Origin of the sequence: Nonomuraea composti, from assembly GCF_012034275.1 — a bacterium.
Classification (GTDB): domain Bacteria; phylum Actinomycetota; class Actinomycetes; order Streptosporangiales; family Streptosporangiaceae; genus Nonomuraea; species Nonomuraea composti.
The window spans coordinates 197727-223876 of the sequence record NZ_JAATEP010000013.1; the positions used below are offsets into that span (position 1 = coordinate 197727).

Annotated in this window: 27 protein-coding genes and 1 pseudogene; 10 read left to right on the forward strand and 18 right to left on the reverse strand. The window is 72.1% G+C overall.

Features of this window, described 5'->3' with window-relative positions; genetic code table 11:
• Positions 1–3: 3 nt before the first annotated feature.
• The 3 genes from HCN51_RS20450 to HCN51_RS20455 form a co-directional block, all read right to left on the reverse strand.
• Positions 4–1230, reverse strand: coding sequence for a cation:proton antiporter (locus HCN51_RS20450; RefSeq protein WP_168011121.1), 1227 nt, complete (start codon positions 1228–1230; stop codon positions 4–6).
• A gap of 189 nt (positions 1231–1419) precedes the next feature.
• On the reverse strand, positions 1420–1551 hold the full coding sequence (locus HCN51_RS61415) for a hypothetical protein (protein ID WP_277350044.1): 132 nt from the start codon (positions 1549–1551) through the stop codon (positions 1420–1422).
• A gap of 107 nt (positions 1552–1658) precedes the next feature.
• Positions 1659–2126 carry an Lrp/AsnC family transcriptional regulator gene (locus tag HCN51_RS20455; RefSeq protein WP_240973034.1) on the reverse strand — a complete coding sequence of 156 codons (468 nt, stop codon included), beginning with the start codon at positions 2124–2126 and terminating at the stop codon, positions 1659–1661.
• Positions 2127–2222: 96 nt separating this feature from the next.
• On the opposite strand from HCN51_RS20455, the gene HCN51_RS20460 reads away from it, so the two are divergent.
• Positions 2223–2687, forward strand: coding sequence for an aminoacyl-tRNA deacylase (locus HCN51_RS20460; RefSeq protein WP_168011122.1), 465 nt, complete (start codon positions 2223–2225; stop codon positions 2685–2687).
• A 34-nt stretch (positions 2688–2721) separates the two neighbouring features.
• Here HCN51_RS20460 and HCN51_RS20465 read toward each other — a convergent pair whose 3' ends face one another.
• Both HCN51_RS20465 and HCN51_RS20470 read right to left on the reverse strand, forming a co-directional pair.
• On the reverse strand, positions 2722–2904 hold the full coding sequence (locus tag HCN51_RS20465; protein ID WP_168011123.1) for a hypothetical protein: 183 nt from the start codon (positions 2902–2904) through the stop codon (positions 2722–2724).
• Positions 2874–3971 carry a tetratricopeptide repeat protein gene (locus tag HCN51_RS20470; protein ID WP_168011124.1) on the reverse strand — a complete coding sequence of 366 codons (1098 nt, stop codon included), beginning with the start codon at positions 3969–3971 and terminating at the stop codon, positions 2874–2876. The genes HCN51_RS20465 and HCN51_RS20470 overlap by 31 nt, the downstream gene beginning before the upstream one ends.
• A gap of 158 nt (positions 3972–4129) precedes the next feature.
• On the opposite strand from HCN51_RS20470, the gene HCN51_RS20475 reads away from it, so the two are divergent.
• The gene (locus HCN51_RS20475; protein ID WP_206067299.1) at positions 4130–5593 is read left to right on the forward strand and encodes an alginate lyase family protein; all 1464 of its coding nucleotides are present in this window, start codon (positions 4130–4132) and stop codon (positions 5591–5593) included.
• 108 nt (positions 5594–5701) lie between these two features.
• On the opposite strand, the gene HCN51_RS20480 is transcribed toward HCN51_RS20475, so the two are convergent.
• From HCN51_RS20480 to HCN51_RS20495, 4 genes are all read right to left on the reverse strand, one after another.
• Positions 5702–6160 carry a hypothetical protein gene (locus tag HCN51_RS20480; protein WP_168011126.1) on the reverse strand — a complete coding sequence of 153 codons (459 nt, stop codon included), beginning with the start codon at positions 6158–6160 and terminating at the stop codon, positions 5702–5704.
• A 209-nt stretch (positions 6161–6369) separates the two neighbouring features.
• Positions 6370–6975, reverse strand: coding sequence for a response regulator transcription factor (locus tag HCN51_RS20485; protein WP_168011127.1), 606 nt, complete (start codon positions 6973–6975; stop codon positions 6370–6372).
• Positions 6972–8225: a sensor histidine kinase gene (locus HCN51_RS20490; RefSeq protein ID WP_168011128.1), complete on the reverse strand. Its 1254-nt coding sequence runs from the start codon at positions 8223–8225 to the stop codon at positions 6972–6974. Before HCN51_RS20490 ends, HCN51_RS20485 begins: the two co-directional genes overlap by 4 nt.
• Before the next feature lie 5 nt (positions 8226–8230).
• On the reverse strand, positions 8231–9211 hold the full coding sequence (locus HCN51_RS20495; RefSeq protein ID WP_168011129.1) for a CPBP family intramembrane glutamic endopeptidase: 981 nt from the start codon (positions 9209–9211) through the stop codon (positions 8231–8233).
• Positions 9212–9291: 80 nt separating this feature from the next.
• On the opposite strand from HCN51_RS20495, the gene HCN51_RS20500 reads away from it, so the two are divergent.
• Positions 9292–9432: a hypothetical protein gene (locus HCN51_RS20500; protein ID WP_168011130.1), complete on the forward strand. Its 141-nt coding sequence runs from the start codon at positions 9292–9294 to the stop codon at positions 9430–9432.
• Positions 9433–9434: 2 nt separating this feature from the next.
• Here HCN51_RS20500 and HCN51_RS62320 read toward each other — a convergent pair.
• A pseudogene (locus HCN51_RS62320) lies at positions 9435–9701 on the reverse strand (nitroreductase family protein); the annotation flags it as partial.
• A gap of 29 nt (positions 9702–9730) precedes the next feature.
• Here HCN51_RS62320 and HCN51_RS62325 point away from each other — a divergent pair.
• Complete coding sequence (locus tag HCN51_RS62325) at positions 9731–9946, forward strand: hypothetical protein (protein WP_168010973.1); 216 nt, start codon at positions 9731–9733, stop codon at positions 9944–9946.
• Positions 9947–9996: 50 nt separating this feature from the next.
• Entirely contained in the window at positions 9997–10368 is a 372-nt protein-coding gene (locus HCN51_RS20515; protein WP_206067302.1) for a winged helix-turn-helix transcriptional regulator, read from the forward strand.
• Between the two features lie 45 nt (positions 10369–10413).
• Here the strand turns inward: HCN51_RS20515 and HCN51_RS20520 are convergent, their stop codons facing one another.
• A complete protein-coding gene (locus HCN51_RS20520) occupies positions 10414–11343 on the reverse strand; it encodes a TIGR03619 family F420-dependent LLM class oxidoreductase (RefSeq protein ID WP_168011132.1) in 930 nt (309 codons plus the stop codon).
• A 174-nt stretch (positions 11344–11517) separates the two neighbouring features.
• Here HCN51_RS20520 and HCN51_RS20525 point away from each other — a divergent pair, with 174 nt between their 5' ends.
• Positions 11518–14514: an MGH1-like glycoside hydrolase domain-containing protein gene (locus HCN51_RS20525; protein WP_168011133.1), complete on the forward strand. Its 2997-nt coding sequence runs from the start codon at positions 11518–11520 to the stop codon at positions 14512–14514.
• A 96-nt stretch (positions 14515–14610) separates the two neighbouring features.
• Here HCN51_RS20525 and HCN51_RS20530 read toward each other — a convergent pair whose 3' ends face one another.
• Both HCN51_RS20530 and HCN51_RS20535 read right to left on the reverse strand, forming a co-directional pair.
• A complete protein-coding gene (locus HCN51_RS20530) occupies positions 14611–15183 on the reverse strand; it encodes a MerR family transcriptional regulator (RefSeq protein ID WP_168011134.1) in 573 nt (190 codons plus the stop codon).
• A gap of 10 nt (positions 15184–15193) precedes the next feature.
• On the reverse strand, positions 15194–16054 hold the full coding sequence (locus HCN51_RS20535; protein ID WP_168011135.1) for an SDR family NAD(P)-dependent oxidoreductase: 861 nt from the start codon (positions 16052–16054) through the stop codon (positions 15194–15196).
• 247 nt (positions 16055–16301) lie between these two features.
• Between HCN51_RS20535 and HCN51_RS20540 the strand changes: the two genes are divergently transcribed.
• Positions 16302–19031, forward strand: coding sequence for a SpoIIE family protein phosphatase (locus tag HCN51_RS20540; protein WP_168011136.1), 2730 nt, complete (start codon positions 16302–16304; stop codon positions 19029–19031).
• 12 nt (positions 19032–19043) lie between these two features.
• On the opposite strand, the gene HCN51_RS20545 is transcribed toward HCN51_RS20540, so the two are convergent.
• Complete coding sequence (locus tag HCN51_RS20545; protein WP_168011137.1) at positions 19044–19433, reverse strand: STAS domain-containing protein; 390 nt, start codon at positions 19431–19433, stop codon at positions 19044–19046.
• 349 nt (positions 19434–19782) lie between these two features.
• Between HCN51_RS20545 and HCN51_RS20550 the strand changes: the two genes are divergently transcribed.
• Positions 19783–20241 (forward strand): MarR family winged helix-turn-helix transcriptional regulator, encoded by a 459-nt coding sequence (locus HCN51_RS20550; protein ID WP_346433722.1) that lies wholly within the window; start codon positions 19783–19785, stop codon positions 20239–20241.
• 40 nt (positions 20242–20281) lie between these two features.
• Positions 20282–21664: an MFS transporter gene (locus tag HCN51_RS20555; RefSeq protein ID WP_206067304.1), complete on the forward strand. Its 1383-nt coding sequence runs from the start codon at positions 20282–20284 to the stop codon at positions 21662–21664.
• A 10-nt stretch (positions 21665–21674) separates the two neighbouring features.
• Here the strand turns inward: HCN51_RS20555 and HCN51_RS20560 are convergent, their stop codons facing one another.
• Positions 21675–22334, reverse strand: coding sequence for a lactonase family protein (locus tag HCN51_RS20560; RefSeq protein ID WP_168011139.1), 660 nt, complete (start codon positions 22332–22334; stop codon positions 21675–21677).
• Positions 22335–22519: 185 nt separating this feature from the next.
• The gene (locus tag HCN51_RS20565; RefSeq protein WP_346433723.1) at positions 22520–23083 is read right to left on the reverse strand and encodes a nitroreductase family deazaflavin-dependent oxidoreductase; all 564 of its coding nucleotides are present in this window, start codon (positions 23081–23083) and stop codon (positions 22520–22522) included.
• Between the two features lie 116 nt (positions 23084–23199).
• Here HCN51_RS20565 and HCN51_RS20570 point away from each other — a divergent pair, with 116 nt between their 5' ends.
• Complete coding sequence (locus tag HCN51_RS20570) at positions 23200–23814, forward strand: substrate-binding domain-containing protein (protein WP_168011140.1); 615 nt, start codon at positions 23200–23202, stop codon at positions 23812–23814.
• Between the two features lie 109 nt (positions 23815–23923).
• Here HCN51_RS20570 and HCN51_RS20575 read toward each other — a convergent pair whose 3' ends face one another.
• Together HCN51_RS20575 and HCN51_RS20580 are read right to left on the reverse strand one after the other, a co-directional pair.
• A complete protein-coding gene (locus tag HCN51_RS20575) occupies positions 23924–24739 on the reverse strand; it encodes a hypothetical protein (RefSeq protein WP_168011141.1) in 816 nt (271 codons plus the stop codon).
• A 183-nt stretch (positions 24740–24922) separates the two neighbouring features.
• Positions 24923–26116, reverse strand: a complete 1194-nt coding sequence (locus HCN51_RS20580; RefSeq protein WP_168011142.1) for a DUF6461 domain-containing protein — start codon at positions 26114–26116, stop codon at positions 24923–24925.
• Between the last annotated feature and the right edge of the window lie 34 nt (positions 26117–26150).

Below are 26150 nucleotides of genomic sequence, written 5' to 3' on the forward strand. Positions count from 1 at the left end.
AAGTCACTGGAAGGGGCGTTCCCGGCGGCGGATCTTGCGGGTGACGGTGCCGTACCAGACGGGGACCTCGCGCTCGTCGTCGAACCAGCGGGCCACCACGATGTCGGTGGAGGAGTGCAGCAGGATCGACAGCACGATGGTCACGGCGACGAGCTGGAAGACCGGCACGGCGGCGGCGATCCCGGAGCCCAGCACGAGCAGCCCGTAGACGACGGAGGCGAACCCCTTGGGCCCGAACCAGGCCACCGCCGCCTGCTCGCGCACGCCCAGCCCCGAGCGCAGGAACGACACCCAGATCGCCACCGGCCGGGCCACGATCAGCGCGAGCACCGCGAACAGCCACCCCTGCCAGCCGACCGAGCCGAGCAGCGCCGGGGTGATGAGCGCGCCGAACACCAGCAGCGCCGCCAGCTTGAACACCTCGGCGATCAGCTCGCCGAAGTGCTCGAACGACTCGCGCTGCCGCGGCCCGAACGTGGCCACGGTGATCCCGGCGGAGAAGGCGGCCAGGAACAGGTTGCCGTGCGTGGCCTTGCCCACGGCCAGCACGAGCAGGCCGATGGCCAGCGCGTTGAGCGGCTCGTACGGGGTGGAGGCGGCGAACCAGCGGGTCTGCTCCAGCTTGATCGCCAACCACGGGACGGCCACCCCGATGACGACGCCGAGGCCGAGCTCCAGGCCCAGCTCGCCCAGGTGCAGGTCGTCCGATCCGGCCGCGACCGCGAGGAAGAGGATGACGAACGGCAGCGCCAGCCCATCGTTGACGCCCGATTCGACGTTGAGCAGCTGCCGCAGCCGGGGCGGCACCTTCTCGTTGCCGACCAGCGCGGCGGCGAACACCGGATCGGTGGGCGCCAGGATCGCGCCGACCAGCAGCGACTCGATCCAGCCCAGCCCGAGCAGGTAGTGCGCCCCGACGGCGGTGATGACCAAGGTCAGCGGCAGGCCCCAGCCGAGCGCCCGGCCGGGCAGCCGCCAGGCGCTGCGCAGCTCGGCCCAGCCGACCCGCATCCCGTCGGTGAACAACACCGTGAACAGCGCCAGCTCGGCCAGCGTGGCCACCAGGTCGTCGCCGGGCTTGAGCGAGACGACGCCGAGCACGCCGTCGCCCAGCACGAACCCGGCCACCAGGAACAGCGCGGCGGTGGACAGGATGGTGCGGTGGGCCAGGCCGGACAGCAGGACGGCCAGCAGGAGCACGCACGCGAACGCGGTCAGCAGCACACCCATCAGGGGCGCCACATGGGGGTCGTCATGGAACGGCCTTCCGGTCGGAACTGATTGCACGATCTTGCCGACCAGACTTCCCGGCGCACCGCGCCCACCTTAACAGGGGCGCTGTCACGACGACAGACGCGTTCTTGACGGCCGCCCGCTGCCGGACCACGGCGGCGCCTTCGGGCAGATCAGTCATGCCGCCTACATGACGCCGGTGCCAACCCAGCCGGCCGGCAGCAGCGGCAGGATCAGCGCCAGCAGACCGCCCGCGTCGCCCGAGCCCTTCGCCGTGGCGCTCCGCCGCGCCAGGGCCTCGGTCGACCTGATGCTCATCGTCGTGGGCGGCCTCTCCCGCGGTCGGTGGTTCCTCGCGGTGCCGATGCTCGCGTTCGTTCCGGTTCCACCCGTCGTGCTGGACCAAGGCCGCCGGGCGGATGACATCAGCCCGGCTGGTGCAGGATCGGCCGTTCGCTGACGAATTCTTTCATGACGATGGTCGAGGACACCCGATGGATGCCCGGCAGGGCGGCCAGATGCTCGTCCCAGAACCGCTGGAAGGACGGCAGATCGGCGGTGCGTACCCGCAGCAGGTAGTCAGGGTCGCCGAAGAGGCGCTGCGCCTGGTGCACCTGCGGCAAGGCGGCTACGGCCTGCTCGAATTCGAAGACCGTGCCGCGGTTCTGCAACGTGATCGAGACGAACACCAGAGCTTCGAAGGCCAGCCCGCACGCACTCGGGTCGACGACGGCGCGGTAGCCCCGGATGGCCCCCGTTCGTTCCAGCTCGCGCAGGCGCCGATGGCAGGACGACACGCTCAGCCGCACCCGCGCGGCCAGCTCGGTCACGGTCAGCCGCCCGTCACGCTGCAGCTCTGCAAGGATTTTCCCATCAAGGCTGTCCATGCGCATCACTCTTACCATTCCACACGGCATGTCGCGCAAAAGTCGGCGCCATTGCCCGCTCATCCGCGACTACCATCCCACTGACCGCGAATGGAGGACCCTATGGATGATGCACACGACCGGATCGTGCGCTACCTGAGCCGGAACGGCATCGCGCACAGCGTGATCCGGCACAAGCCGGCCGCCTCAGCCGAGGAGTATCACGAGGTCGTCGGCACCAGGTACGAGCAGCAAGCGAAGTCGATCTTCCTGCGGGTGAAGCGCGACGGCGAAAAGAGCTTCGCCGTGCTGGTCATCCAGGCGCAGAAGCGGGCCGATCCGCAACGCGCCGCGAAACTCCTGGACGCGCGGGAGGTGAAGCTGGCCACGAAAGAGCAGCTGGAGACGCACACGGGCTGCACGTTCGGCGAGCTGGCACCTTTGGGAGGGCTCTACGGCTGTCCCCTGCTGTTCGACACCGACCTGCTCGCCGAGGACGAGATCTACTTCAACGCGGGCGACCTGAGTGTTTCCGTGCGCCTTTCTCCCAAAGACCTGTACGAGCTGGAGCAGCCCAAGGACTACTGATGCTCGTTCGGCGTCCAGGCCATCGGCATGCTGCTCACAGCTGGTTCCCGATCGCCTCCGGCGTGTCCGGGACCGGTTGTGCGAGGTACCGGGCCTCCTCCCCGGGGATGAGGAGCCGGGCCTCGCGCAGGAGCCGTAACGACACCCGCCAGAACTGCCTGCCCTCCTCGTGCCGGCCCAGATCGTTCAGGGTGTGGCCGAGCCACCAGTGGGACACGGCGACGCCCATGGTGCAGCCGGCCTCCTGCTGGAGTGCGATCCCCTGCTCGTACTCGTCGACCGCCTCCTGGAGCAGGCCCTTGGCCCGTAAGGAGTCGGCGAGAGTGTCGTGGGCGGTGTCCAGGTCGCCGGCGCTCGGCTCCTGCTGCGTCGCTCCTGCTGTGTCAACATCGCCATGGCGAGCCGCGCCTCGTCCACGGCCTCCGCGCCTCGTCCTTGGCGGAGGTAGACCTGCGCCCGGTCGTTGCGGACGTACGATTCGTGGTCGACGCGCCCCGTCCGCCGGATGATGGCGAGGGCGCGCTCCAGCGCGGCGAGCGCGTCGTCGTAACGCCCCATCTGGGTGTGGACGACGCCGAGCTCGTTGAGCATGCCCGCCTTCCGGTCGGGCAGTCCGGCGCGTTCCCAGCAGTCCATGCCGCTCTCCAGGCACGCGACGGCCTCCTGGAGGCGCCGGTGCTCGGCCCAGCCGGCCAGCGCGGCCGTGGCGACGGGCGTGTACACGGGCAGCTCCAGCAGGCCGAGCAGGCGGAGCAGGTGCGCCGCGTCCTGTCCTGCCGCCTCCTCGCGCAGTTGCTGGTGGCTGACCGCGATGCGCAGGGCGAGCGGGAAACCACCGCAGAGCCGGACGATCTCCTCCACCGCCCGCGGTTCGGCGTCCACGCGGCCGGCTCCCACGAGCCGGGCGAGCAGCGTGGCCGCGTTGGTGTCGTCGAGCCTGCCGAGGTGCAGGTGCCGGGCGTTGTTCAGGGTGGTCAGCGGATCCCGGCTGGTGATCAGCACCCGGCATCCCCGCCCGGCCGGGAGCAGCGGGCGGACCTGGCGTACGTCACGGGCGTTGTCGAGGATGACGAGCAGGTCGCTCGCGGCGGTGAGCGAGCGGTAGCGGGCGGCGGCCTCCTCGCTTCCCGGCGGTATGGCGGCGCTGTCCAGGATCTTGACCGCCTTGCCGTCGGACTCCACTTCCAGCGGGCCGAGCAGCCTGATCTCCAGGCTCGCGCGAGCGCTCCTGTCGTCGGCGAAGGTCCGGAATTCCAGCGACCCAGCGGATTCCTTCGGCAACATCCCTCGCTCGCAGGCTCCTTCCCCGGCAGATTGCCGCGATTTCGGCCCCCGGGTATGCGGCCGGTATGCCGGGGCCGCGTTCGCGGCCCGCCGGCGTTGACAGCCGCACGGGCGACTGGCGGAATGGGCGTCCTCCCCCTCACTCCGGAAGGAAACCCGTGCGCTTCGCCCGCCCTCTCGCCGTCGCCGCTCTCGTGGCCGCCGCCTTATCCGTGCCACAGCCCGCGCAGGCGGCCGTGTTCACGCATCCCGGCGTCCTGGTCAGCCGCGCCCAGCTCGACTTCGTCAGGGCCAACCTCGGCAACGAGCCGTGGAAATCGGCCTGGAGCTCCCTGCGCGGCAGTGCCCACGCGGCGCTGTCCTACCCGGCCAGGCCCCGCGCCGTCGTGAACTGCGGCCCGTCGTCGAACCCCGACGAGGGCTGCTCCGACGAGCGCAACGACTCCCTCGCCGCCTACACGCACGCCCTGCAGTGGTATCTGACCAAGGACTCCCGCCACGCCGTCAAGGCGATCCAGATCATGGACGCGTGGTCTGCCGTGATCACCGGTCACACCGGGAGCAACGCGCCGCTCCAGACCGGCTGGGCGGCCGCCAACTTCTCCCGCGCCGCCGAGCTCATCAAGCACACCTACTCCGGCTGGGACCGGGCGAGCCGGTTCGCCGGCAAGCTCCGCACCGTGTACCTGCCGACCGTGATCGCCGGTGCGCCGAACAAGAACGGCAACTGGGAGCTGATCATGACGGATGCCGCCATCGGCATCGCCGTGCACCTGGACGACCGGGCCTCCTTCGACCGCGCGATCGCGACCTGGCGCGGCAGGCTCCCCGCCTACATCTACCTCACGACGGACGGCTCGCTGCCCAAGGCGCCGCCGAAGAGCACGTACGACACCAAAGCCGAGATCATCGACTACTGGCACGGGCAGAGCACGTTCACGGACGGCCTGACCCAGGAGACCTGCCGGGACTTCTGGCACACCGGCTGGGGCATCGCCGCGATCTCCCACGTCGCGGAGACGGCCGCCCTCCAGGGCGTGGACCTGTACGCCACGGCCAAGCACCGGCTGCGCCGGGCGATGGACCTGCACGCCCGCCTCCAACTGGGCGGCACGGTGCCGTCCTGGCTGTGCGGCGGCAACGTCACCCGCGACCTCGGGGCGCACTTCGAAGTCGGCTTCAACGCGCTGCACGAGCGTCTCGGCTACGACGACTTCCCGTACGCGAAGCAGTGGGTCGAGCAGAAGCGCCCGGTCGGGATGTCGCACTTCCTGGCTTGGGAGACCCTCACCCACGCGCAGAACCCCCACTACGCCGGGACGGGCATGTCCGGCACACCGGACTTCGACGCCGACGGTGTGGGCGACCTCTTCTCCGCCGCCACCGGGACGCTGACCATCTGGAACGGCAAGGGCCACAACGAGTTCGCAGCCGCCGACCCGATCGGCGGAGGCTGGAAGGCCTTCAGCCGCCCCATCGGCGGCGACTTCAACGGCGACAGGCTGCCCGACATCGGCGCCGTGCACGCGGAGACCGGGGCGCTGACCATCTGGAACGGCAAGGGCGGCAACCAGCTCACGGAGGCCACCGCCGTCAGCACCGGCTGGAAACCGTACTTCTGACCGGCTTTCCAGGAGGTTCCGGCGGGGATGGAGACCACGCGAGCCGGGGGCCGCGTGGTCTCCATCCAGCCAGGCACGCGCATTGCGCACCGCCGGAACCGCCTCAGATCAGGGGTAGAGCGTGTAGGTCTTGGTGTTGTTGCACACGATCGTGTTCGGCAGGCAGCGCTTGGCCCTGATCGTGATCCGGTCGAGGTTGGTGCGGGTCGTGGACCATTTGAAGCTCTTCTGGCCCTTGTTCCGGCCGGCTTCCTTGTACCCGCCGTAAATCTCGTCGCCGTTGCTCTTCTTGAAGGAGACCTCGACCACGGCCGTCCAGCTGTCATTCTTGGTGTCGGTCACGCTGCCGCGGGCCTCGCCGTAGCCATTGCTGCAGAGCTGCAAAACATAACTGACGAAGCCGTCCTTGGTGTTCAGCTTGCTCCACTTGTCCTTGCAGCCGGCCGAAGAGACGCTGGATGAAGTGGTGCTGGAGGCCCCGGCGGTGGTGGCCGGGGTCAGTACGGAGAAGGCGGCAGAGATCCCGACAACGGTGGCGAGCATTTTGGCGGGGCGGAGCTTTCGCATGAGATTCTGTCCTTGTCGGTAACGGGAATTTCCCGGCGCTCCACCTGTGATCGGAGCGCCGCGAAAAATGCTAAAGACCGGCGGTATGGCAGTGGTATGTCCACAGCATGGCGTGGGGTCGAGGTCGCGGGCCTGCCACGCGGTCCACGCGCCCGGCGGGTTCGCGGCCACTCCGTCGGTCACGCCCCCTCGGAGTGCGGCTGGACCGCTCAGATCCAGCCGTGCTCCGCGGCGATGCGCGCGGCCTCGTGCCGGTTCGTGCCGCCGAGCTTGGCGATGGCGGCCGCCAAGTAGTTCCGCACCGTCCCCCGGGACAGCGAGACGCGCCGCGCTATCTCGTCGACGGGCGCGCCATCGCGCGCGAGGGCGAGCACGTCGGTCTCGCGCGGGGTGAGCGGGGAGTCGCCGGCACCGATCGCCTCGGCCGCGAGCTCCGGGTCGACGTGCCGGCCGCCGCCGGCGACCTTCCGTACGACCTCCGCCAGGCCGGCGGAGGACACCGTCTTGGGCAGAAAGCCGCGCACGCCCGCGGCGAGGGCGGCCTTTAAGTAGCCGGGGCGGCCGTAGGAGGTCACGACGACGCAGCGGCACTCGGGCAGCTCGCTCGCGAGCCGGCGCGCCACCTCGATGCCGTCGGGCTCGGGCATCTGCAGGTCGAGCAGCGCCACGTCGGGCCGCAGCCGGAGTGCCGCGGCGATCGCCTCCCCGCCGGACGAGGCCTGCCCGACGACCTCGAAGTCGTCCTGGAGGTCGAGCAGCCCGGCGATGGCGTCACGGACGAGGTTCTCGTCGTCGGCGACGAGGATGCGGATCATGCGGGGTCTCTCTCCGGGAGGGGAACGGTGGCGTCGAGCAGGAACCAGTCTCCGTCGCGTCGCGTCGCGATGTGGCCTCCGAGCTCCCTGATCCGCTCGGACATCGCACGCAGCCCGGTGCCGCCGCCGCGGTTCACCGCGCCAGGTCCGTCCGTCGCGATGCCACCGCCGCTGTTCGTCATGCCGGGTCCGTCCGGCGCGGTGCCGCGCGCCGGGACCGGCCGGACGCGGCCCGCGCCGTCGTTGGCGATCGTGAGCCGCACCTGACCGTCCCGGTTCGCCGTGGCGAGCGTGACGCGCGTGGCGGCCGAGTGGCGCAGCACGTTCGTCATGCCCTCGCGCACCACCCACGCCAGCCCCTCCGCGCAGTCCTCCGGAACAGGATCACCGCTCACGGTGCAGCGGATGCCCGCGGAGCCCAGCAGGGAGCGGGCGCCGGCCACCTCACCGTCCCAGGTCACCCGGGCCTCGCCGCGCACGACGCGCCGGACCACGGTCTCCGCCTCCTGGGCGAGCTTGCGGACGTCGTCGAGCTCAGCGGCGGCGCGCGCCGCGTTCCCGCGGCGGACGAGCTCGGAGGCCAGCTCGCTCTTGACCGCGATCGCGGTGAGCGTGCGGCCGAACACGTCGTGGACGTCGCGCGAGATGCGCAGGCGCTCGTTCGCGAGCGTGAGGGCGGCCCGGTCCTCGTGCGCCTGCCGCAGCTCGTGCAGCACCCGCAGCGTCCACGTGCCGAACCAGCAGCTCCACAGGTACACGCTGACCAGCGTCGCGTCGCGCAGGAGGAGCCGGAGGTCGCCGAAGGCGGCGAGCGGGGCGGCCGCGGCGAGGATCGCCGCGTTGAGGTACAGCGTGCGCCGCACGTCGAGCACCGGCACCAGGCTCGCGGTGACCGACCCGACGGCCGCCACCGCCGTCAGCCTCGTCTCCCCTGTGGGAACGGCGAGGGCCACCACGACGAGCCCCGCGAGGGCGAGCAACCAGGCGACGACGACGCCGGCGGGCAGCCGCGAGGGACGCCCGGCGAGGACGCTGAGGCCCCACCGGCTGACCAGGACGCTCCCGGCGGCGAGGGTCGTCGTCAGCACGGAGGCGACGGTGAGCCGCGGGAGACCTTCCGCCATGACGGCCCCGCGGGTGGCGAGCACCCCGCCGGCGAGGGAGATGATCGGTGCCACCGCCGTGATGTACACGGTCCAGCGGACGTACGTCTCGTACCGGCGTTCGCTGACCGTCGACCGATCGCCCATGCGCCTCATTCTGCCGTCAGCACCCGGGCCGCGGGCGTGGACGGCCCGCTCGCGGCCGCGTCCGGCGGGGTGAGCGACGGGCCGCGGCGCCGGGTGCGGTACCAGATCACCGCGGTGATCGCGGCCAGCAGCGCGCACGGGACCAGGAGGACGGCGGACCCGGCGCCGGCCGAGCGGTCCATCCCCGCCCCGGTGCTCAGATCGGCCCACAAGGCCAGGACCAGCAGGATCACGAGGACGTTGTTGGCCGCGTGCAGGACGGACGACGTCTCGATGCCGCCCGTGCGCCACGTGATGAGCGCGAACGACAAGCCGAGCCCGAGGTAGTAGACGTTCAACCAGACATCGGTGGCGAGGTGGGGCACGGCGAATAGGACGGCGGAGACGACGACGCCGAGCGTCAGCGCGGTGCGCGGCCCACGACTCCAGCTCGCGGCGACCCGGAACAGCAACCCGCGGAACCCGTACTCCTCGCCCGCGCTCTGCAGCGGCGCGAGCACGATCGTGGCCGCGAACAGGAACAACACGTCGCCGGCCGCCCACTCACCCGGCTGGTACGGCACCAGGACGGTGTAGAAGACCGCCAGGTAGACCGCCCAGACGGGGACGAGGAACAGGACCGCCCGGCCGAATACCGCGAGACGGAACACCGAGGCCACGGAGTGGAGCGAGCTGCCCCGGACGCCGTACAGCCCGCGCTGGATGAGCATGCTCCACGGGATCATCAGCGCGACGGACGCCAAGGTGACGGCCATCCCGACCGGCGTCAGCCCGGTGCCGGCCGTGACGTCACCGGCCCGACCGAGCCGACGGTCGACCTCATCGCCGAGCCAGGCGAAGGCGAGACCGCTGCCGAACAGGCCGGCGTACAGCAGCACGATCGCGAGGATGCCGCGGCCGACACGGCGCTTCTCGCCGGCGAGCACGAGGTGGTACGGCACGTCCGGGGGGACGGGGCGCCGGGAACGTTCTGCGGTGGGATGCATGCCTCCACCCTCGGGGAACGCGTGCTCGCCGGGCAGTGCCACCTGTCACGACTTTCCCTCCCGTGCGCACGGGAGAATGCATGACAGATGTCATGAGCCGGATGGCCTCGCGCGGCCGGCTCGAAGCGCGGCGCGTCCTGCCGTCCACCACCTGGCTGATCGCCGCTTCAGCCCGTTTTCCCGTGGTGATGCCGAGTTCGGCGCGGACGGTGCCGGCGTAGAAGCTCAGCAGCCCCTGAGGGCAGCTGTCCACGCCGTAGGCGGTCATCGCCAGCAGCAGCGTCCGCATGTACGCGCCGACGTCCGCGGCCAGCCTGGGCCCGCCGTCGCAGGTGACGAACAGGAACGCGACGTGCGGCGCCCCGTAGAAGCGCAGACTCTCGGCGTCGTAGGCGGCCCGCGCCGCGTGGTCGTCAGGACCGATGCCGAGCGCGCCGTAGAGCCGGCCGCCGGACTCCGCCCGTCTCCCGCACCGCGCGGCTGCTCGAATCCCTCGGCCACCAGGTGGTGGAGGCCGAGGTGGACCTCGGGGTGGGCTGGGAAGAGTTCGTCCTGGCCAGCGCCCGGCAGGAGACGGGCCTGCCGATCGGGATGCAGTTCGCCGCCGGTTACGGCCGTGAGGACCTGCTCTTCCGCCTCGCCGGGCAGCTCGAACAAGCAATCCCGTGGCCGGGCCGGACCCCCGCGGTGTGGGCGGGGAACGGAGCTCCAGGTCACCGGCTCGCCATCCCCTAGCGGGCTTCGGAAGAACGAGGGGCGGAGCGCCGGGAGGTAAGCTGATGCGCATGGCCGAACACGTCTCCGGGAGCCTCGCCCCGAGCGCGGACGCGCGCGTCGACTCGTGCGACGTGCGGTTCGTGGACGTGTTCAAGGTGCTCGGCAAACGCTGGAACGGCATGATCATCGTGGCCCTGATGCAGCGGCCCGCGCGGTTCGGCGAGCTGTCCAGGATGATCTCCGGGATCACCGACGGCATCCTCGCCGACCGCCTGCGCGAGCTGATGGCGGCCGGGCTCGTGGAGCGCCGCCTCGCCGACGGCCCGGCGACCGCGGTCCTCTACCAGCTCACCGCTGTCGGCGAGGATCTGCGCGGAGCCTTCCAGGAGCTGCGCGACTGGGCCGATCGCAACGACCTCGGCGGCCACTGCGCCCCCTGACCGCCGCAGGGCCCCTCCCCCGGCGGAGCCGGTCGGCCAGGTGGATCAGCGGCGGGCGAGGTCGATGAGCTCGGCGTAGAGGGCGATCGTCTCCTCGATCCCGGGGTCGCGGCCGTCGTCCTGGCCGCGGCCCGAGGTGGAGAAGAGCACGTGGTCCACCCCGGTGCCCTCCAGGCCCGCCAGATCGTCGGCGATCTGCCGGGGTGAGCCGCCGAGGAACGGCCGGTCGTCGCCCAGGGCCTCGGCGGTGAGGGGCACGTTGGCCCTGGCCACCACGGTGACCGAGGCGGGGTCGCGGCCGAACTCCTCGACGGCCGCGCGGAAGGTCTTGGTCAGCTCCAGGAGCGCGTCACGGGAGAGCGCCACGGGATTGAGCCCGTCGGCGATGCGCGCGGCACGGCGTACGCCACCGGGAGTCATGGCCCCGAGCAGGACCGGCAGGTGGGCCTGGACCGGCTTGGGGTTGATCTCCGACTCGGCGACGTGGGTGAACTTCCCGTCATAGGCGACGGGGTCAGGGCCCCAGCAGGCCCGCATGGCGGCGACCACCTCGTCCATGCCGGGCCCGATCCTGCTCATCGGCACGCCGGCCGCGGCGAACTCCTGGGGCATCCACCCCTGGCCGACCCCCGCGACGGCGCGGCCGCCGCTGAACTGGTCGAGGGTGGCGAAGCGCTTGGCCAGGACGGCGGCCGGGTGCAGCAGGGCGTCGATGACGCTGGTGCCGAGCTTGACGCGCTCGGTGATCGCGGCCACGTAGCTCAGCGTCTCCAGCGGCTCGTAGACGACCCGGTACGTCTCCGGCACGGGCTGCGGCTCGCCGCCGGCGATCGAAACGGGAGCGGTGGGCCGCAGCAGCCGCTCGTAGGTCCACACCGAGTCGTACCCGAGCCGTTCCGCCTCCCGGGCGACGCGGGCGATGTTGGCCGGTCCGGCCAGCGGGCCGGACGTGGGCAGCGCGATCCCTAGTTCCATGCCTCGTACACTACTTCATTTTTCATAGTTCGATAGGGAAACGGGAGTGTCCTGGCCGAGCAGTAGCACTCCTGGATCTTGCCTTTCGTTCGAGGCTGGTCAATAGTGGTCAACATCGGTCGAGTTCGGTCTTTACCGGTCCGCCGTCACCCCCCGAGAACGTTTGAGGTGACCATGAGACGCACGGCTGCGGCGTTCGCGATGCTCGTGGTGCTGTTCGCGCAGCCCGCCCTGACCCCCGCCCCGGCGAGTGCCGCATCCGCGCCGCCACCCGTCTACCCGGAGGTCGGCCGGGGCACCGCCGTCCTCGACCACCGGGCGCTGCTGTCCGGGTACGCCGAGCCGGAGTGGTACGAGGCGAACATCCCCTTCCTGGAGGTGCCCGACCAGGAGATCCAGGACGTCTACTACTACCGATGGAGCACCTACAAGCGGCACATCCGCTACACCGACTCCGCGACCGGTCACATCATCACCGAGTTCCACAACGCCCCCGGCTACGCCGCGCCGCTCGGCGGCATCGTCGCCGCGGCGGGCCACCACGTGTACGAGGGCCGCTGGCTGCGCGACACCCGCCCGGTGGACGACTACCTCACCTACTGGCTGCGGGGCCCCGGCGCGAGCGCCAAGCCGCGGGAGGAGTACGTCAACAAGGACACCGACGACTGGGCCCACGAGTACTCCTGGTGGGCGGCCGACGCCGCCTACCAGCGTTACCTGGTCACCGGCGACGCGTCCTTCGTCGAGGACCTCCTGCCCGACCTGGTCCGCCAGTACGACAAGTGGGGCGGCCAGTACGACGAGAAGCTCGGCCTGTACTGGTCGGTGCCCGTGTGGGACGCGATGGAGTACACCGCCTCCTCCTACGAGAGCGACCCGGCCAACCCCTACCACGGCGGCGCCGGCTACCGGCCCACGCTCAACGCCTACCAGTACGGCGACGCCAGAGCCATCGCCGCCATCGCGCGGATGCGCGGCGACGGGGCTCTGGCCAGGAGGTTCGAGCGACGCGCCGCCTCGCTGAAGGACGCGCTGCACCGCCACCTGTGGGACCCGGAGCGGCGGTTCTTCTACCACAAGGCCCGCGCCGACCTGGATCCGCGGCAGCGGCTGGTGTCCACGAGGGAGCAGATCGGGTTCGTGCCGTGGGCGTTCGGGATGGCCGGGCCGGGCACCGAGCAGGCGTGGAAGCAGCTGCTGGACCCGCAGGGGTTCGCCGCGCCGTACGGGCCCACCACCGCCGAGCGGCGCAGCCCGTTCTTCATGCGGGACGCGCTGAGCGGCTGCTGCCGCTGGAACGGCCCGAGCTGGCCGTACTCGACCTCGACCACGCTCACCGCCCTGGCGAACCTGCTCAACGACCGTGACCAGGACGTGGTCACCGCCGCCGACTACTACCAGGTCCTGCGCGGCTACGCGCTCACCCAGTACAAGGACGGCCGGCCGTACGTGGCCGAGGCGCACCACCCCGACGAGCCGCGCTGGATCTACGACGGCCGGGGGCACAGCGAGCACTACAACCACTCCACCTTCAACGACCTGGTGATCAGCGGCCTGATCGGGCTCCGCCCGCAGCCGGACGGCACGGTCGTGGTGAACCCGCTGGTCCCGGCCGGGTGGGAGTACTTCGCGCTGGAGAACGTGCCCTACCACGGGCACAACGTCACGGTGCTGTGGGACCGCGACGGCACCAGGTACGGCCAGGGCAAGGGGCTGCGCGTCCACGTGGACGGCCGGCCCGTCGCCACGCGGCCCGCGCTGGGCGAGCTGACGGCCCGCGTGCCGGCCGCCGTCACGCCCGGCCGCTCTTCGCGTCCCGGCAACGACGCCGCCAACCCGTACGGCGCCGGCTACCCCAAGCCGTTCGCGTCGTACACCAACGGCATCGACGACGTGTGGGACGCGGTGGACGGGCGGATCTTCTACGACGACGTCCCGCACAGCCGGTGGACCAACTACCGCTCCCCGAACCCGGAGGACCATCTCGGCGTGGACTTCGGCGTGCCGACCCAGGTGAGCGACGTGCGCTTCCACGCCTACGACGACGGGGGCGGGGTGCGGGCGCCGGCCTCGTACCGGCTGGAGTTCTGGGACGGCGCGGCCTGGCGGGAGGTGCCGGGCCAGGCACGCACGCCGCGCGAGCCCCGTGCGGCGCTGAACCGGATCACCTTCCCGCCGCTGACCACGACCCGGATCCGGCTGGTGTTCGGCAATCCGCCGGGCGCGTACGTCGGCGTCACCGAACTGCAGGCGTGGTCGCCCGCCGCGGGCGACACCCGGCTGGACGCGTCCGTCACCGGGCACACGGTGACGGCCACGTTCGCCCGCGACGGCGGCAAACCCGCCACCGGGCTCAAGGTGGCGCTGGCCGTGCCGCCGGGCTGGGCGGCCGAGCCGCTCGGGCCCACCGGGACGCCGGTGGTGCGGCCCGGCGGCGCGTTCGAGGCGCGCTGGCGGGTCACGCCGCCGCCGGGGGCGTCGCCGCGCCCCGGCCTGTACCCGGTGCGGGCCTTCGCCACGTACGACCGGTCGGCGCGGGCGGCGAGCACGTACGCGCACGTCGAGGTGGCGCTCGACCCGGCCGCCTACGCGAACGTCGAGGCGCGGGACGCCTTCACCGCCGACACCTCGGCGGGCTACACCGTGCACCAGCCCTTCGACGGCGAGGCGGAACCGGCGATCGCGGCCGGCGGCGGCCGGTTCGCGGGCAGCGCCGCGCAACCGTTCTTCGGCCTGGTGGCGGGCCCGTCCGGGCCGTCGTCGGCCGACGCCGTGAGCATCGTGACGGCCGCAACGTTCGCCGGGACCGGCGGCCCGGAGGACAGCGTGTTCGTCGGCTGGGTCAAGGACCGCGACAACTACGTGACCGCCTGGTACAACCACACCCGCAAGCAGTCCGGCATCAACGTGCGGGCCGGCGGCCGTTTCCTCGACACGCCCGGCGACGCGGCGCTGAACCTCCAGCCGGGTGACCGGTTCGCGCTGGTGCTGTCCGGCGACACCATCACCTCCTTCGCCCTGACCGGCGGGCAATGGCGGCGGCTGCGCACGGCCGGCATCGGCGGCACGCTGGCCACCCCGCAGGCCCGCGAGGGCTACCGGTACGGCTTCGGCCTGCGCGGCAGCTCCGGCACGATCGCGATCGCGGGCCTGGAGGGCCGGGCCGCGTAGCCGCCTCGCCCCTGAGCTCGCTCCTCTGTCGAGGCGCGGGTGGGGCGGTCGCAACGCGGACACAAGCGTCGTCGACCGCCTGCCGCCGCGCGGCCCTCACCCGGCCCGGAGTGCCCGTCGCGGCGGCTCGTCCGGCAGCGCCGTGCTGGTGGCACCGGTGGTGATGCCGGTGGTGGTGCCGGTGGTGGTGCCGAGGGCGTGCACGTCCGGCCCGGTCGCGCCCCCGTACGTGGCGATCTTGTATTCGACCGCCGCGAGGGAAAGGGTCAGCTCGCGGATCCGGCGGCGGATGGTGTCGCGGTGTTCGACCAGCACGTCGAGCCGCTCCGGCACCGTGTGTTCTCCGGCGTCGGCGAGTGCGACGTAGTGCTGCAGGTCACGCATCGCCATGCCGGACAGCCGCATCCGGGTGAGGAACACCAGGCGCCGAACCGCGTCGGCGTCGTAGACGCGGTGACCGTTGCCGTCGCGGGCCACCTCGACCAGCCCGGCCCGCTCGTAGTAGCGCAGCGTGTGGGGCGAGAGGTCGAGGAGGTCGGCGACCTCGGCGATGGTCATCGTCTCGGGCAGGTCGGGCACGTCGGTGAGGCGGTGGATCGCCTCGACCGACAGGGGGCCGTCGTCACCGAGCGCTTCGAGCGCCCTGGTCATGAGATCGTCGGTGGCCATGACCACGAGCCTAGACCGGCCGTACCGATGGAGGGACATCGTCGAAGTCGGCGCCGCGGGCGGTCTCGGCCCACCGCTCGACCTCGTCCAGGCCGCGCCGGTAGGCGCGCGAGATGCGCTCGACCGCCTCGCGCCCGAGCGGCAGCCGCAGCGGCACCTCGTCGCCGTGCGCGAGGGACACGATGATCTCGGCCGCCCGCACCGGGTCGCCTTCCTGCCGGCCGTCGGTCCCGGCCATGTCCGCGCGGACGTCGGCGAGCAGGTCGCGGTAGGTCGCGGACGGCTCGGCGAACTCCAGCACGTCGCCCCGGTTGAAGCCCGTCCTGAACCGGCTGGGCTCGACGAGCATCACCCGGATCCCGAACGGGGCGACCTCCCCGGCCAGGGCCTCGGACCAGCCTTCGAGGGCGAACTTCGACGCGCAGTACGCCGACACGCCGGGGAACGCCATCCGCCCGCCCTGGCTGCTCATCTGGACAATCGTCCCGCTGCCCCGCTCACGCATCGCGGGCAGCGCCGCCCGGACGAGGGCGGCGGGGCCGAACAGGTGCAGCTCCATCAACTCGCGCAACTGCGCGTCGCCGACCTCCTCGACCGCTCCGACCACGGCCCGGCCCGCGTTGTTGACCAGCACGTCGAGCTGACCGAAGCGGTCGAGGGTGGCGCGCACGAGGTCCGTGGCCGCGGCGACGTCCCGGGCGTCGAACGTCGCGATCAGGCAATTGTCCGGGTACTTCGCCTCCAGATCGGCCACGCTCTCGGGCCGGCGCACCGCCGCCACCACGTTGTCGCCCGCCGCGAGCGCCGAGTCCGCCAGTGCGCGTCCGAAACCGCGGGACGCGCCGGTGATGATCCAGGTCTGTGTCGTCATGGCAGGGACGGTATGCCTTCGAGCGCGCTCGAACGCAAAACCGAGGTGACCCCCGCAACGAGCGCCAGACTGCGCAGGTCAGGGAGGCGGTCGCGGGCCGCGGTGGCGGGTCAGCCTTTGGTCAAATCGGTCTCGGCCGTGCGCCGAACCCGCATTCTCCGGGTAGTCCAATTCGGACATATGAACCCATACCTATGGATTCCTCCCGGACCGATGCCGCACACGCGTCCTGGAGAGGGGGATGAGGATGAGCGGACGGCATGCGCGCAGCCTGCGCACCACGTGGGCGGACCGGGTCTGCGAGGAGCGGAAACGGCTGCTGGCGGCCGTCGGCGATGAGCTGTGGGGGACCGAGCTCCTGCGGTTCACGCTCCAGCAGGCGGTGGCCGAGCTGTCCGGGCTGGGCGGCATGGTGCACCTGTGCGGCCCCGGCCACGGCGGCGCGCTGCGCCTGGTCGCGGCCAGCGGGCTGCCCGCGGCCTTCGCCCAGGCGTGGGAGCGCATCGACCGGGACGCCCCGCTCGTCCCGGCGCGAGCGCTCCGGGATGCCGCGTTCGTGTGGGAACCCTTGACGGACCCCGCCGCCGGAGAACGCGCGGGCAGGCGGCAGGGGGACGGCGCCTGGTCCTGGCCCGCCGGCACGGCGATGGCCGCCGTTCCGCTGCTCGGCCCCGCAGGGCCGGCCGGCGCGTTGTCGGTCGTGACGCTCTCCCCGCACGAGCCGCCCGCCCGGCGACGGTCCTTCCTCCGCATGCTGGGCCGGTGGGCCGGCGAGCACCTGAGCAGATACCCCGCGCCGCCGCCGGGCCCGGCCGGGCCGGGACGGCGGGACCAGCCCGCCGGCTCGCACCTGCGGCAGGACCTGCCGACGGTCGGCACGTGGGACTGGGACATCAGGACCGGCCGGATCACGTGGAACGCGGCGACGCTCGCCATCCTCGGCGTCGACCCCGGCACGTTCGACGAACGGATCGAGACCTGGACCAGCATCGTCCACCCGGAAGACCTGCCCTGGGTGCTGGCCGACATCGACGAGGCGATCCAGACGGGGCGGATGTACGGCAGCGAGTACCGGATCTGCCGCCCGGACGGGACGTCCGGCTGGGTGCGCGCCCGCGGCCGCTCCATGACCGACGAGAACGGCCGGCCGGCCCGCATGGTCGGCACCCTGATGGACATCAGCGCCATCCACGACGCCATCGACACCGTCTCCGAACCGCCGGCGCGGGCGGCCGAACCCGCCGCCGTGACCAGGGCCGACGCCGAACGGGCCGCCGGGATCGGCCGGCTGACCCGGGCGCTGGCCGAGGCCATCACCGTGCAGGACGTCGCGGACGCCTCCGCCGCCCACATCCTGCCGCTGTTCGGCGCCGTCGGGCTGATCGTCGCCCTCGTCGAGGGCGACCACCTGCGGCCGGTCGCGTTCTGCGGCTACACGCAGGAGTTCATCGACCGGATCACGCGGATACCGGCCTCGGGCAAGCTCACGATCGCGCAGGTCCTGCGCGAGCGGACCCCGATGTTCATCAGCTCGGCGGAGGAGTACATGGAGCGCTACCCCGTCGTGGCCGACCTTCCGGCCGCCGGCGGCAAGCAGGCGTGGGCGTTCCTTCCGCTGATCGCCTCAGGACGCCCCGTGGGGACGTGCGTCGTCTCCTTCGCCGAGCCGCACAAGTTCACCGGCGAGGAGCGTACCCTGCTCACCGCGCTCAGCGGGCTCGTCGCCCAGGCCGTGGAACGGGCCCGCCTGTACGACAAGGAGCACATGCGCGCCCACCAGATGCAGCGCGAGCTGCTCCCCCGCGAGCTGCCCAGCCTGCCCGCCGTCACCCCCGCGGCCCGCTACCTGCCCGCCGGCAAGGACATGGAGGTGGGCGGCGACTGGTACGACGTCATCCCGCTGTCGGCGGACCGGGTCGCCATGGTCATCGGCGACGTCATGGGGCACGGCGTGGCCGAGGCCGTCACCATGGGCCGGCTGCGCACCGCCGTCCGCACCCTGGCCGACCTGGAACTGCCGCCCGACGAGCTGCTCGCCCACCTCAACGACCTGGTCAGCGAGCTGGGCGACGACTTCTACGCCACCTGCCTGTACCTGGTCTACGACCCCACCACCCGCACCTGCGACCTGACCCGCGCCGGGCATCCCCCGCCCGCCGTCGTCCACCCCGACGGCAGCGTGCACTTCCTCGACTCCGACCCGAACTCGCCGCTCGGCGCCGCCACCCCGCCCTTCGACACCGTGGAGGTGGAGGTGCCCGACGGCAGCCTCCTGGTCCTCTACACCGACGGCCTGGTCGAAAGCGCCACCCTCGACATCGACCAGGGCATGGCCGACCTCGCCGCGGCGCTCGGCGACATGGCCCCCGCGGCACTGCGCTCGACGCCGTGCCGGGAGCACGCGGCCCTCCCGGACAGCTCGGGCGACCACTGCGCCGCCTGCCTCGAAGCCCTGTGCGACAACCTCACCGGCACCCTGCTGCCCACCAGGCAGGGCACCGCCGACGACACCGCGCTGCTGATCGCCGGAACCCACGCGCTGCCGGCCGCCGACATGGCCTCCTGGCCCCTGCCCGACGACCCCAAGGCGGCGGGGCAGGCCCGCGAGCACGTCCGGGCCCAGCTCAGCGCCTGGCACCTGGAGGACCTGTCCATGACCACCGAGCTCCTGGCCAGCGAGCTGGTCGGCAACGTCGTACGCCACGCCAAGGGCCCCATCCGGCTGCGCCTGCTCCGCAGCAACGTACTCACCTGCGAAGTCTCCGACGGCAGCCTCACCACCCCCCGCCCCCGCCGGGCCAGCGCCACCGACGAGGGCGGACGCGGGCTCCAGCTCATCTCCGCGATCGCCCACCGCTGGGGCACCCGCTACACCGCCACCGGCAAATGCGTCTGGACCGAGCAGCCGCTGACGCGCACCGAACAGCACCCCGTCAACCTGTACGACGTGCTGGAGGACAGCCACTCCACCGGGTGAAAGCGGCGGCCATCAGGGGATGGGCTCGGGTGGCGCGGCGTCCTTCGGGCCAGGGCGGGCGTGACCGTTGCGGGCCGGGCACAGGCGATTGCCCTGACCCACCTTCCAGCCCAGCACGCCCAGCAGCCTGCGGGCCAGCGGCGGAACCGCATCGACGATCAGCCTGCGCGGCGCCGGAAGCCCGGCGGCGACCTGGCCGATCAGCCGCAGCGCGCCGGCGTCGATGAAGTGCAGCCCGCCCAGATCGAGACGGACGTCTCCGCCGCACACGGCCACCGCCCAGGCCAGCGCGCGGGCCAGCCGGGGGTGGGCGGCGCGGTCGATCTCGCCGCCCAGGCGCAGCCCGCAGGGGTGCACCATGAGCGTGATCCGGGCAACGCTGTCACTACTCGGGGACGTCATGACACTCCAGCAGAGGTAAGCCGGGCCGCCGCTCGTGACGGTCCTGAGCCGGGCTGTCGTACGCGCGCCGGACCCGGGGAGCCAGGGGTCGGCTTCGTCAGCGGCTCGATCTCGCCCCCGACGAAGCGGTACGGCCCGTTCTCGGCCGCCGTCCGCGATGCCGTCGGGCGCCTCGCGCCCCGGGCTGTGCTCGCGGTTGCTGTCCCTCTTCTGCCCGCAGCAGCCCGCATTATGCCCCATAGCAACCACTCGACCACGAAGCGGGTTCACCGGGCAGCAGTTCGACGTGTTCCAGCCCACCGCGATGCCTTTACATAAACTATGAATATAAAACTGTTATGCTTCCCGCGTGAGCCGTCACGACTCCGGCCCTGGCGCGGGCGCCGCCATCGCGGCGGCCCTCTACGGCCTGGCCACCAGGGCCGCGAGACGCCTGCCCCGCGACATGAGCCTGACGTCCGCCGCCACCCTGGCCACCCTGGACCGCACCGGCCCGCGGCGCATCACCGACCTGGCCGCGGTCGAGGGCGTCACCCAGCCCGCGATGACCGCCCTGGTCCGGGTGATGGAGAAGTCCGGCCTGGTCGAGCGGCGGGGCGACGCGTCCGACAAGCGGGTCACGCTGGTGTGCCTGACCGAGGCCGGCGCCTCCTACGTCCGGACGCGGCGCCAGGCGGGCGTCCACGCGTTCGAGCGGTTGATCGGCCGGCTCGCCGCCGACGAGGTCGAGGCGCTGGTGGCGGCCCTTCCGGCGCTGCGGCATCTGGCGGAGCTCGAAAGCCAGGACCGCGAAGGGCCGAGGCGGTGACCGGGCAGCCGGCCGGCCGGCCGCGGTGAAGGCGTTCCCGGTGGCGCGTTCCGAGACGCGGCTGCTGGTCCCGGCCCTGATCTTCATCGCGCTGGTCGTGGCGGCGGTCGCCAGCCTCGGGACGCCGCTCATCACCAGCGTGGCGACCTCGTTCCACGTCTCGCTCGGCAGCGCGCAGTGGACCCTGACCGTCGCGCTGCTCAGCGGCGCCGTCGCCACGCCGGTCCTGGGCCGGCTCGGAGCCGGCCCGCACCGGCGCGCCGCGATCCTCGCCACACTGGCGGTCGTCGTCGCCGGCAGCGCGCTCACCGTGCTGCCGCTGCCGTTCGCGTGGCTGCTGGCCGGCCGGGCGGCCCAGGGCGTCGGGCTCGGGCTGACGGCGCTGATGATGGGCGTGGCCCGGGACCACCTCCCCGAGGAGCGCGGCGCGGCCGTGATCTCCCTGATCTCGGTGGTCTCGATCATCGGGGCCGGCGTCGGCTACCCGCTGGCCGCCCTGCTCGCCGAGCTCGGCGGCGTACGGGCCGCCTACGGCCTCGGCCTGGCCGTCACCGCCGCCGCCCTGCTGACCGCCTGGCGCTCCATCCCCGAAGCCCCCGAAGGCCGCTCCGCCCGCGTGGACGTGGCAGGCGCGGTCGTCCTGGCCGCCGCGCTGCTCCTGGTGCTGTTCCTCGCCGGCGAACGGAGTCTGTGGAGCGGGCACCTCGCCGTGGCGGCGGGCCTCGCCGTCGTCGCGGTGGTGCTGCTCCGCGTCTGGGCCGTCATCGAGCTGCGCGCCACGACGCCCCTGGTCGATGTGCGGGCGATGCGGCACCCGGCGGTCGCCGGGGCGAACCTCGCCACGTTCGTCGGCGGGATCGGCATGTACCTCCTGCTCACGCTCATCACCCGGTACGCGCAGACGCCGCACGGCGCCGGCTACGGCTTCGGGCTGACGACCTTCGTCGCCGGGCTGGTCCTCGTCCCGTTCTCGGGGCTGGGGTTCGTCGCCGGCAAGCTCACGCCGCGGGTCCGGACGCGGATCGCCGACCCCGTGCTCCTGGCCGGCAGCGCCGTCGTGGTCGGCGGCGGGTTCGCCCTGTTCGCCGCGGCCCGCTCGAACCTGGCCGAACTGCTCGTCGCGATGGGCGTGCTCGGCTTCGGCGTCGGCGGCTTCTCGGCCGCGATGCCCGGCGTCATCCTGGCCGTCACCCCCAAGAGCGAGACGTCGAGCGCCATGAGCGTCAACTACGTCGTCCGCAGCGTCGGGTACTCCCTGGGCAGCGCCCTCGGCGGCCTGATCCTCGCCGCGGGCACTGGCCCCGGCCACCTCTTCCCCGACGACGGCGCCTACACCACGGCGGCGCTGGCCGGCATCGCCGCCATGGCGATCACGACACTGACCAGCCTCGCCCTCGCCCGCCGACGCCCGCCCGTGGCCTGACGCCGGCCGGCTACCGGGCCGGTCGGGCCGGCCGGCCGACCGACACGGATTGGAAGAGCGGCCGCACGCCGCCGGTCGTGATCGGGCCGTGGATCCGTCTCAGGTCACCGTCCGTCTCGACGGCGAACGTGAACAGCTCCGCGCGCAGCGTGCTGACGTAGGCCCGTCGCCCGTCGGCGCTGAGCGCGATGCCGACCGGGCCGCGTCCCGCCTCGAACGGGGCATGCGGGGTGGGCCGCAGCGAGCCGTCGGCGGCGATGGTGAAGCCCCACACCTTGGTGGCGAGGCCGGGGTTGACGTTCAGGCCGCCGCTGGTGACGTAGAGGTGCCTGCCGTCAGGGGTGATGGCCGTGCCGATCGGTACGTCGGGTGCGCTGTACGGCGAGCCGGGGACGGGCGTGAGCGAGCCGTGCGCGCCGATGGAGAAGCCGAAGAGCTGGCGGTCCGACACGCTGGTCAGCGCCTCGCAGGCCACGTAGAGGTGGCGGCCGTCGGGGGTGACCGACATGCCGAGCCCGCCGCGCTCGACCGGTACGGGCTCGCCGACCCTGCTCAGCGTGCCCGTCGGGCCGACCGCGAAGACGACGACGAAGCCGGGCGGCTCGGTGTCCTCCGGGGTGATCGCCGGGCGGCCGTGGCTGACGAACAGGAAGCGTCCATCGGGCGTCATGGCCAGGCCGCGCGGGCCGGCCTGGCCGGTGGAGACCGCTGGGCAACGCGGTACTGGTGGATGCCACTCCGCCCGGTCCGGTCCCAGGGCATTGTCCGGACATCTACCGGTCACGCAGGCGAGTGACGAGCGGGGCAGGCATGGGCGCCGCGTACAGCGGCCGGAACAGGGGCTCGTCCCGCAGGTCAGGTCTGGCGTGGAGACAGGCGGAAGACTCGCAGTTCGCGGCCGGAGCGCTCGGTGTAGCCCTGGTACAGGGGCCAGAAGCGGACGAGTGCCTGCCACGCCTGTTCGCGCTCGTCTCCGGTCAGCAGGGTCGCCGTCACCGGTGTCACGCGGCCGCGGAAGTTCACGGTGGCCTGCGGGGTCTTGAGCAGGTTGCCGCTCCACGCGGGATGCCGGTCGCGGCCGAAGTTGCTGCCGACCACGAGGAACGAGCCGTCGTCCTGCGGCATGCAGGCCAGCGGGCTCTGGCGGGGCTGCCCGGTCTTGCTGCCGGTGGTGGTGAGCAGCAGGTGCGGGAGCAGCTGATCACCCATGAGCACCCGGCCGCCGCTCAGCCGGTTGACGAGGCGGTCGAGCGGCGGCACGATCTTGGGTGCGACCAGGGCGAAACCCCTGGTGCCCGCGAGCCACTGGAAGAACGGGCGCAGCGCGGCGCTGAGCCGGGCCCTTGCCGTCGTCCTGTTGCGCTGCTGCTCGACCACGCCGACCTCACGTCCTGGCTCCGGGCTTGCTGATGAGGTCACGATATCTCCAACCAAGCGCTTGGTCTAATCGCAGCGGGCCGGTTCGGGCGCCACCTTCCTCAACCAGGGCGACGACCGCCATCTCCAAGCAGACCGGCATCCTCATCCTCGACCCCGTGGGCAGCCAGTCCGCCGGCAGCTCCGTCACGCAGGCGAACGCGGCCGGCATCCCCGTCATGGCGTTCGACCGCAAGCCGTACGGCGGCAAGGGCAAGGTCGTCGAGATCCAGGGCATCCTCGGCACCAACGTCGCCCAGGACCGCAGCAAGGGCTTCCAGCAGCAGATCGCCACCCACAAGGACATCAGGGTCGTCGCCACGCAGGCGGCCGACTTCGACCGCGCCAAGGCCCTGAACGTGATGACGAACGTGCTGCAGGCCAACCCCGACATCGACGGCGTGTACGCGGCCAACGACGAGATGGCCATGGGCGTGCTGGCCGCACTCAAGGCCCGCAACCTGGTGGGCAAGGTCAAGGTCGTCGGCAACGACGGCATCGCCGACGCGCTGGCCGCCGTCGCGGCGGGCCAGATGTACGCCACCAACGCCGAGTCGCCCTTCGCCCTCGGACAGAAGGTGATCTCCCTGGCGGGTGACGTGCTGGGGGGCAAGCAGGTGCAGCCGGACGAGACGCTGCGGGGCGAGCTGGTCACGAAGGACAACGTGAAGGAGTACGCCGACCATCTCACCAGCCTCGGCGACAAGTCCGGCGTCCCGGACAGCCTCAAGTAGCCGCACGAAACGCCTGCCCGGACGCGTCCGAGCAGGCGTTTCCCGCTTCCCCGCCCGCCGGAGGGATCACGGGGCGGTCACCAGTTGCGTCGTGGGGTGTTCCCGCCTATCAGTCGTCGTCGGGGAAAACCAGCTCATCGCGTGTCGCCACCAGCTCGGCAGGAGGCGGCTTGATGTCGACGGCCTCGCCCCAGCCGGAGAGCCGCACGTCGGCGGTCGAGACACTGCGGTCCTTGGTGTTCCAGAGCGAGTCGGGCTCGTCATAGCGCGTCTGGCACCTGCGGACGAGCTGATCCGAGCCCAGCCACAGCCGCCACGTCACGGGCAGCTTGGTGTAGCTCGCGTACTGCCCCGTGGGCTTCTCGAAGCCGTCCACCCGCAGGCCCGGGTTCAGCTTGTACAGGTCGCCGATGGTGGTGCTGCCTTCGTAGAGCGTGGTGCGCGTGCCGTCGTAGACGCCGGCGGGCCGCTTGACCGTCGTGGTGGCCAGCACGTGCCGGAGCGTGGCGGGATCGCTCAGCCTGATCTGCCCGCACACCAGTTCCAGGTCGTTCTTCTTGGTCTCCAAGAACCAGGACTTGCCCGCCGGCATATAGGCGGGGTGCTCGCGTTCCCAGCCGTAGGCGCGGTCGGGGAAGATGATGCTCCGGGAGTCGCCGGGCGAGAACTTCGAGTAGCGCACGTCGATCGCCACGATCCCGCCCCCGCCGAACTTGTAGACGGCCCGCGACCGGCTGGAGACATGATCCTTCTTCGGCCCCCAGACGATGCGATACACCGCGTTCAGCCGCACGCCGCCGTGACCGTCGAGCTGCCGCTTCAGCGCCGCGACCGGATCAGGACGGGTGACGGCTCCGGCGGGTGCGCCGATGACCGAGACCGATACGGCCAGCACGGCAGTCAGCCCGATCGTCCGTCGCCCCATGCCCTGCTGCTCCCCCGCTCGGTTCCGTGCCGTCCGGAACGGAGGCTGGGAAGATCTTCGCGCATGAAGATCTCAACGTTGTCACGACGAAGCCCGCACCAGCCGCCCGTCACCATCGCTCATGACCCGTGGTGGTCGAGGGCCACGCGTTTCCTGTCTCCTGAGCCGGGGAATCGGGGCCCGCTATGTCGGGGTCGCGCGCAGTGTCGCGGCGACGGCCGCCGCGTGGTCGGGGTCGGCCATGAGCTGATCTCCGTGGACCAGCGGGAAGTGGGTGTTGTAGGCGGCCGTCCTGGCGTCGGGTGACAGGGCGTGCCGTACTGATCTCGCCGCCTGCCAGCGTGGCCGGACCGCCTCCCGCTCCGCTTCGCCCGGGCGGTGATGCCACCTGCAGCTCGGGCAGGCCGGCATGCCGGTCGCGGTGTCGACGGAGAAGATGTTGCGCCTGACGTCCGGGCGGCGGTGCGGATCCGCGAATGGGCCGGCCAGCCACTCGCCGGTGGTCTCGTCGATCGGATGGCCGGTCAGCTGCGACTCGTAGCCGCGGATGAGCTCGGCGAGCGGCGAGTCGTGCCCGACCGGGCCCGTCTCGCCGCGCTCGGCCGAAGCCAGCGCGGCGGCGAGCACCGGGTGGTCGGCCACGCCGGCCAGCTCGCACTGGCGCCGGGCTTCGGCGACCGCGGCTCGCCGCCGCAGGTCCGGCGGGGCATGGTCGATGGCCTCGGCGAGCTGCCGATCGATGACCCGCAGGGCGTGCCGGGCGAGCGGGTCCCCTTCCCGGAGATCGTCGGGAGCCGCGTCGGTGATGACCCCGCCCAGCAGCGGCCCCTCCAGCAGCGCGGGGGTGAACAGCACGCCGGAGATACGACTGGCCAGCGCGAGGGCCTTGGGAACGGAGCCGGACAGGTACGGGAACTCCCCCTCCGGGTCGGGATCCAGACCCAGCTCGCGCAGGTCCTCGTTCAGCGCGTCGGGGTGGCTGCCCCAGCGCTCCTGCGGCGTCTGCGGGCGGAAGGCCGTCCGAACCCGGCCGTCCGCGGCGTGTCCGAAGGCATGCGAAGCCGCGTAGTCGTGCCGCATGACGGACACGGCCTCACCACCACCACGGGTCAGCTCGCGCAGGGTCTCGGGACGGGTCCCCTCCCAGCCGCCGTACTCGAACGCGATCGTCCAGCCGCCGGCCCGGGTCACCAGCACCATGTCGCAGCGGCCGCCGGTCTCCTCGACGCGCTCCATGACCTCCTCATCGGCCACCACATGGACGTTGCCGTCGACCACGCCGAACCGGCGCAGCGTCTCACGCTCGTCCAGGCCACGGACGAAGGTGACGGTGTAGATCTCCTCCCATGCCTCCTCCCACGCGTAGTCCGCGGGCATGATCTTCCGCGTCGATCTCCCTGGTTCCGCCTTC

What these genes read in the sequence shown, in the direction of transcription:
- HCN51_RS20460 (WP_168011122.1), top strand. Translation starts at nt 2,223, where the DNA reads ATGGATGATGCACACGACCGGATCGTGCGCTACCTGAGCCGGAACGGC.
- HCN51_RS20450 (WP_168011121.1), bottom strand. Translation starts at nt 1,230, where the DNA reads ATGGGTGTGCTGCTGACCGCGTTCGCGTGCGTGCTCCTGCTGGCCGTC.
- HCN51_RS20525 (WP_168011133.1), top strand. Translation starts at nt 11,518, where the DNA reads ATGAGACGCACGGCTGCGGCGTTCGCGATGCTCGTGGTGCTGTTCGCG.
- HCN51_RS20545 (WP_168011137.1), bottom strand. Translation starts at nt 19,433, where the DNA reads ATGACGTCCCCGAGTAGTGACAGCGTTGCCCGGATCACGCTCATGGTG.
- HCN51_RS20500 (WP_168011130.1), top strand. Translation starts at nt 9,292, where the DNA reads ATGACAGATGTCATGAGCCGGATGGCCTCGCGCGGCCGGCTCGAAGCG.
- HCN51_RS20530 (WP_168011134.1), bottom strand. Translation starts at nt 15,183, where the DNA reads ATGGCCACCGACGATCTCATGACCAGGGCGCTCGAAGCGCTCGGTGAC.
- HCN51_RS20575 (WP_168011141.1), bottom strand. Translation starts at nt 24,739, where the DNA reads ATGGGGCGACGGACGATCGGGCTGACTGCCGTGCTGGCCGTATCGGTC.
- HCN51_RS20540 (WP_168011136.1), top strand. Translation starts at nt 16,302, where the DNA reads ATGAGCGGACGGCATGCGCGCAGCCTGCGCACCACGTGGGCGGACCGG.
- HCN51_RS61415 (WP_277350044.1), bottom strand. Translation starts at nt 1,551, where the DNA reads ATGAGCATCAGGTCGACCGAGGCCCTGGCGCGGCGGAGCGCCACGGCG.
- HCN51_RS20560 (WP_168011139.1), bottom strand. Translation starts at nt 22,334, where the DNA reads ATGACGCCCGATGGACGCTTCCTGTTCGTCAGCCACGGCCGCCCGGCG.
- HCN51_RS20485 (WP_168011127.1), bottom strand. Translation starts at nt 6,975, where the DNA reads ATGATCCGCATCCTCGTCGCCGACGACGAGAACCTCGTCCGTGACGCC.
- HCN51_RS20495 (WP_168011129.1), bottom strand. Translation starts at nt 9,211, where the DNA reads ATGCATCCCACCGCAGAACGTTCCCGGCGCCCCGTCCCCCCGGACGTG.
- HCN51_RS20515 (WP_206067302.1), top strand. Translation starts at nt 9,997, where the DNA reads ATGGCCGAACACGTCTCCGGGAGCCTCGCCCCGAGCGCGGACGCGCGC.
- HCN51_RS20490 (WP_168011128.1), bottom strand. Translation starts at nt 8,225, where the DNA reads ATGGGCGATCGGTCGACGGTCAGCGAACGCCGGTACGAGACGTACGTC.
- HCN51_RS20520 (WP_168011132.1), bottom strand. Translation starts at nt 11,343, where the DNA reads ATGGAACTAGGGATCGCGCTGCCCACGTCCGGCCCGCTGGCCGGACCG.
- HCN51_RS20580 (WP_168011142.1), bottom strand. Translation starts at nt 26,116, where the DNA reads ATGCCCGCGGACTACGCGTGGGAGGAGGCATGGGAGGAGATCTACACC.
- HCN51_RS20535 (WP_168011135.1), bottom strand. Translation starts at nt 16,054, where the DNA reads ATGACGACACAGACCTGGATCATCACCGGCGCGTCCCGCGGTTTCGGA.
- HCN51_RS20455 (WP_240973034.1), bottom strand. Translation starts at nt 2,126, where the DNA reads ATGCGCATGGACAGCCTTGATGGGAAAATCCTTGCAGAGCTGCAGCGT.
- HCN51_RS20470 (WP_168011124.1), bottom strand. Translation starts at nt 3,971, where the DNA reads ATGTTGCCGAAGGAATCCGCTGGGTCGCTGGAATTCCGGACCTTCGCC.
- HCN51_RS20480 (WP_168011126.1), bottom strand. Translation starts at nt 6,160, where the DNA reads ATGCGAAAGCTCCGCCCCGCCAAAATGCTCGCCACCGTTGTCGGGATC.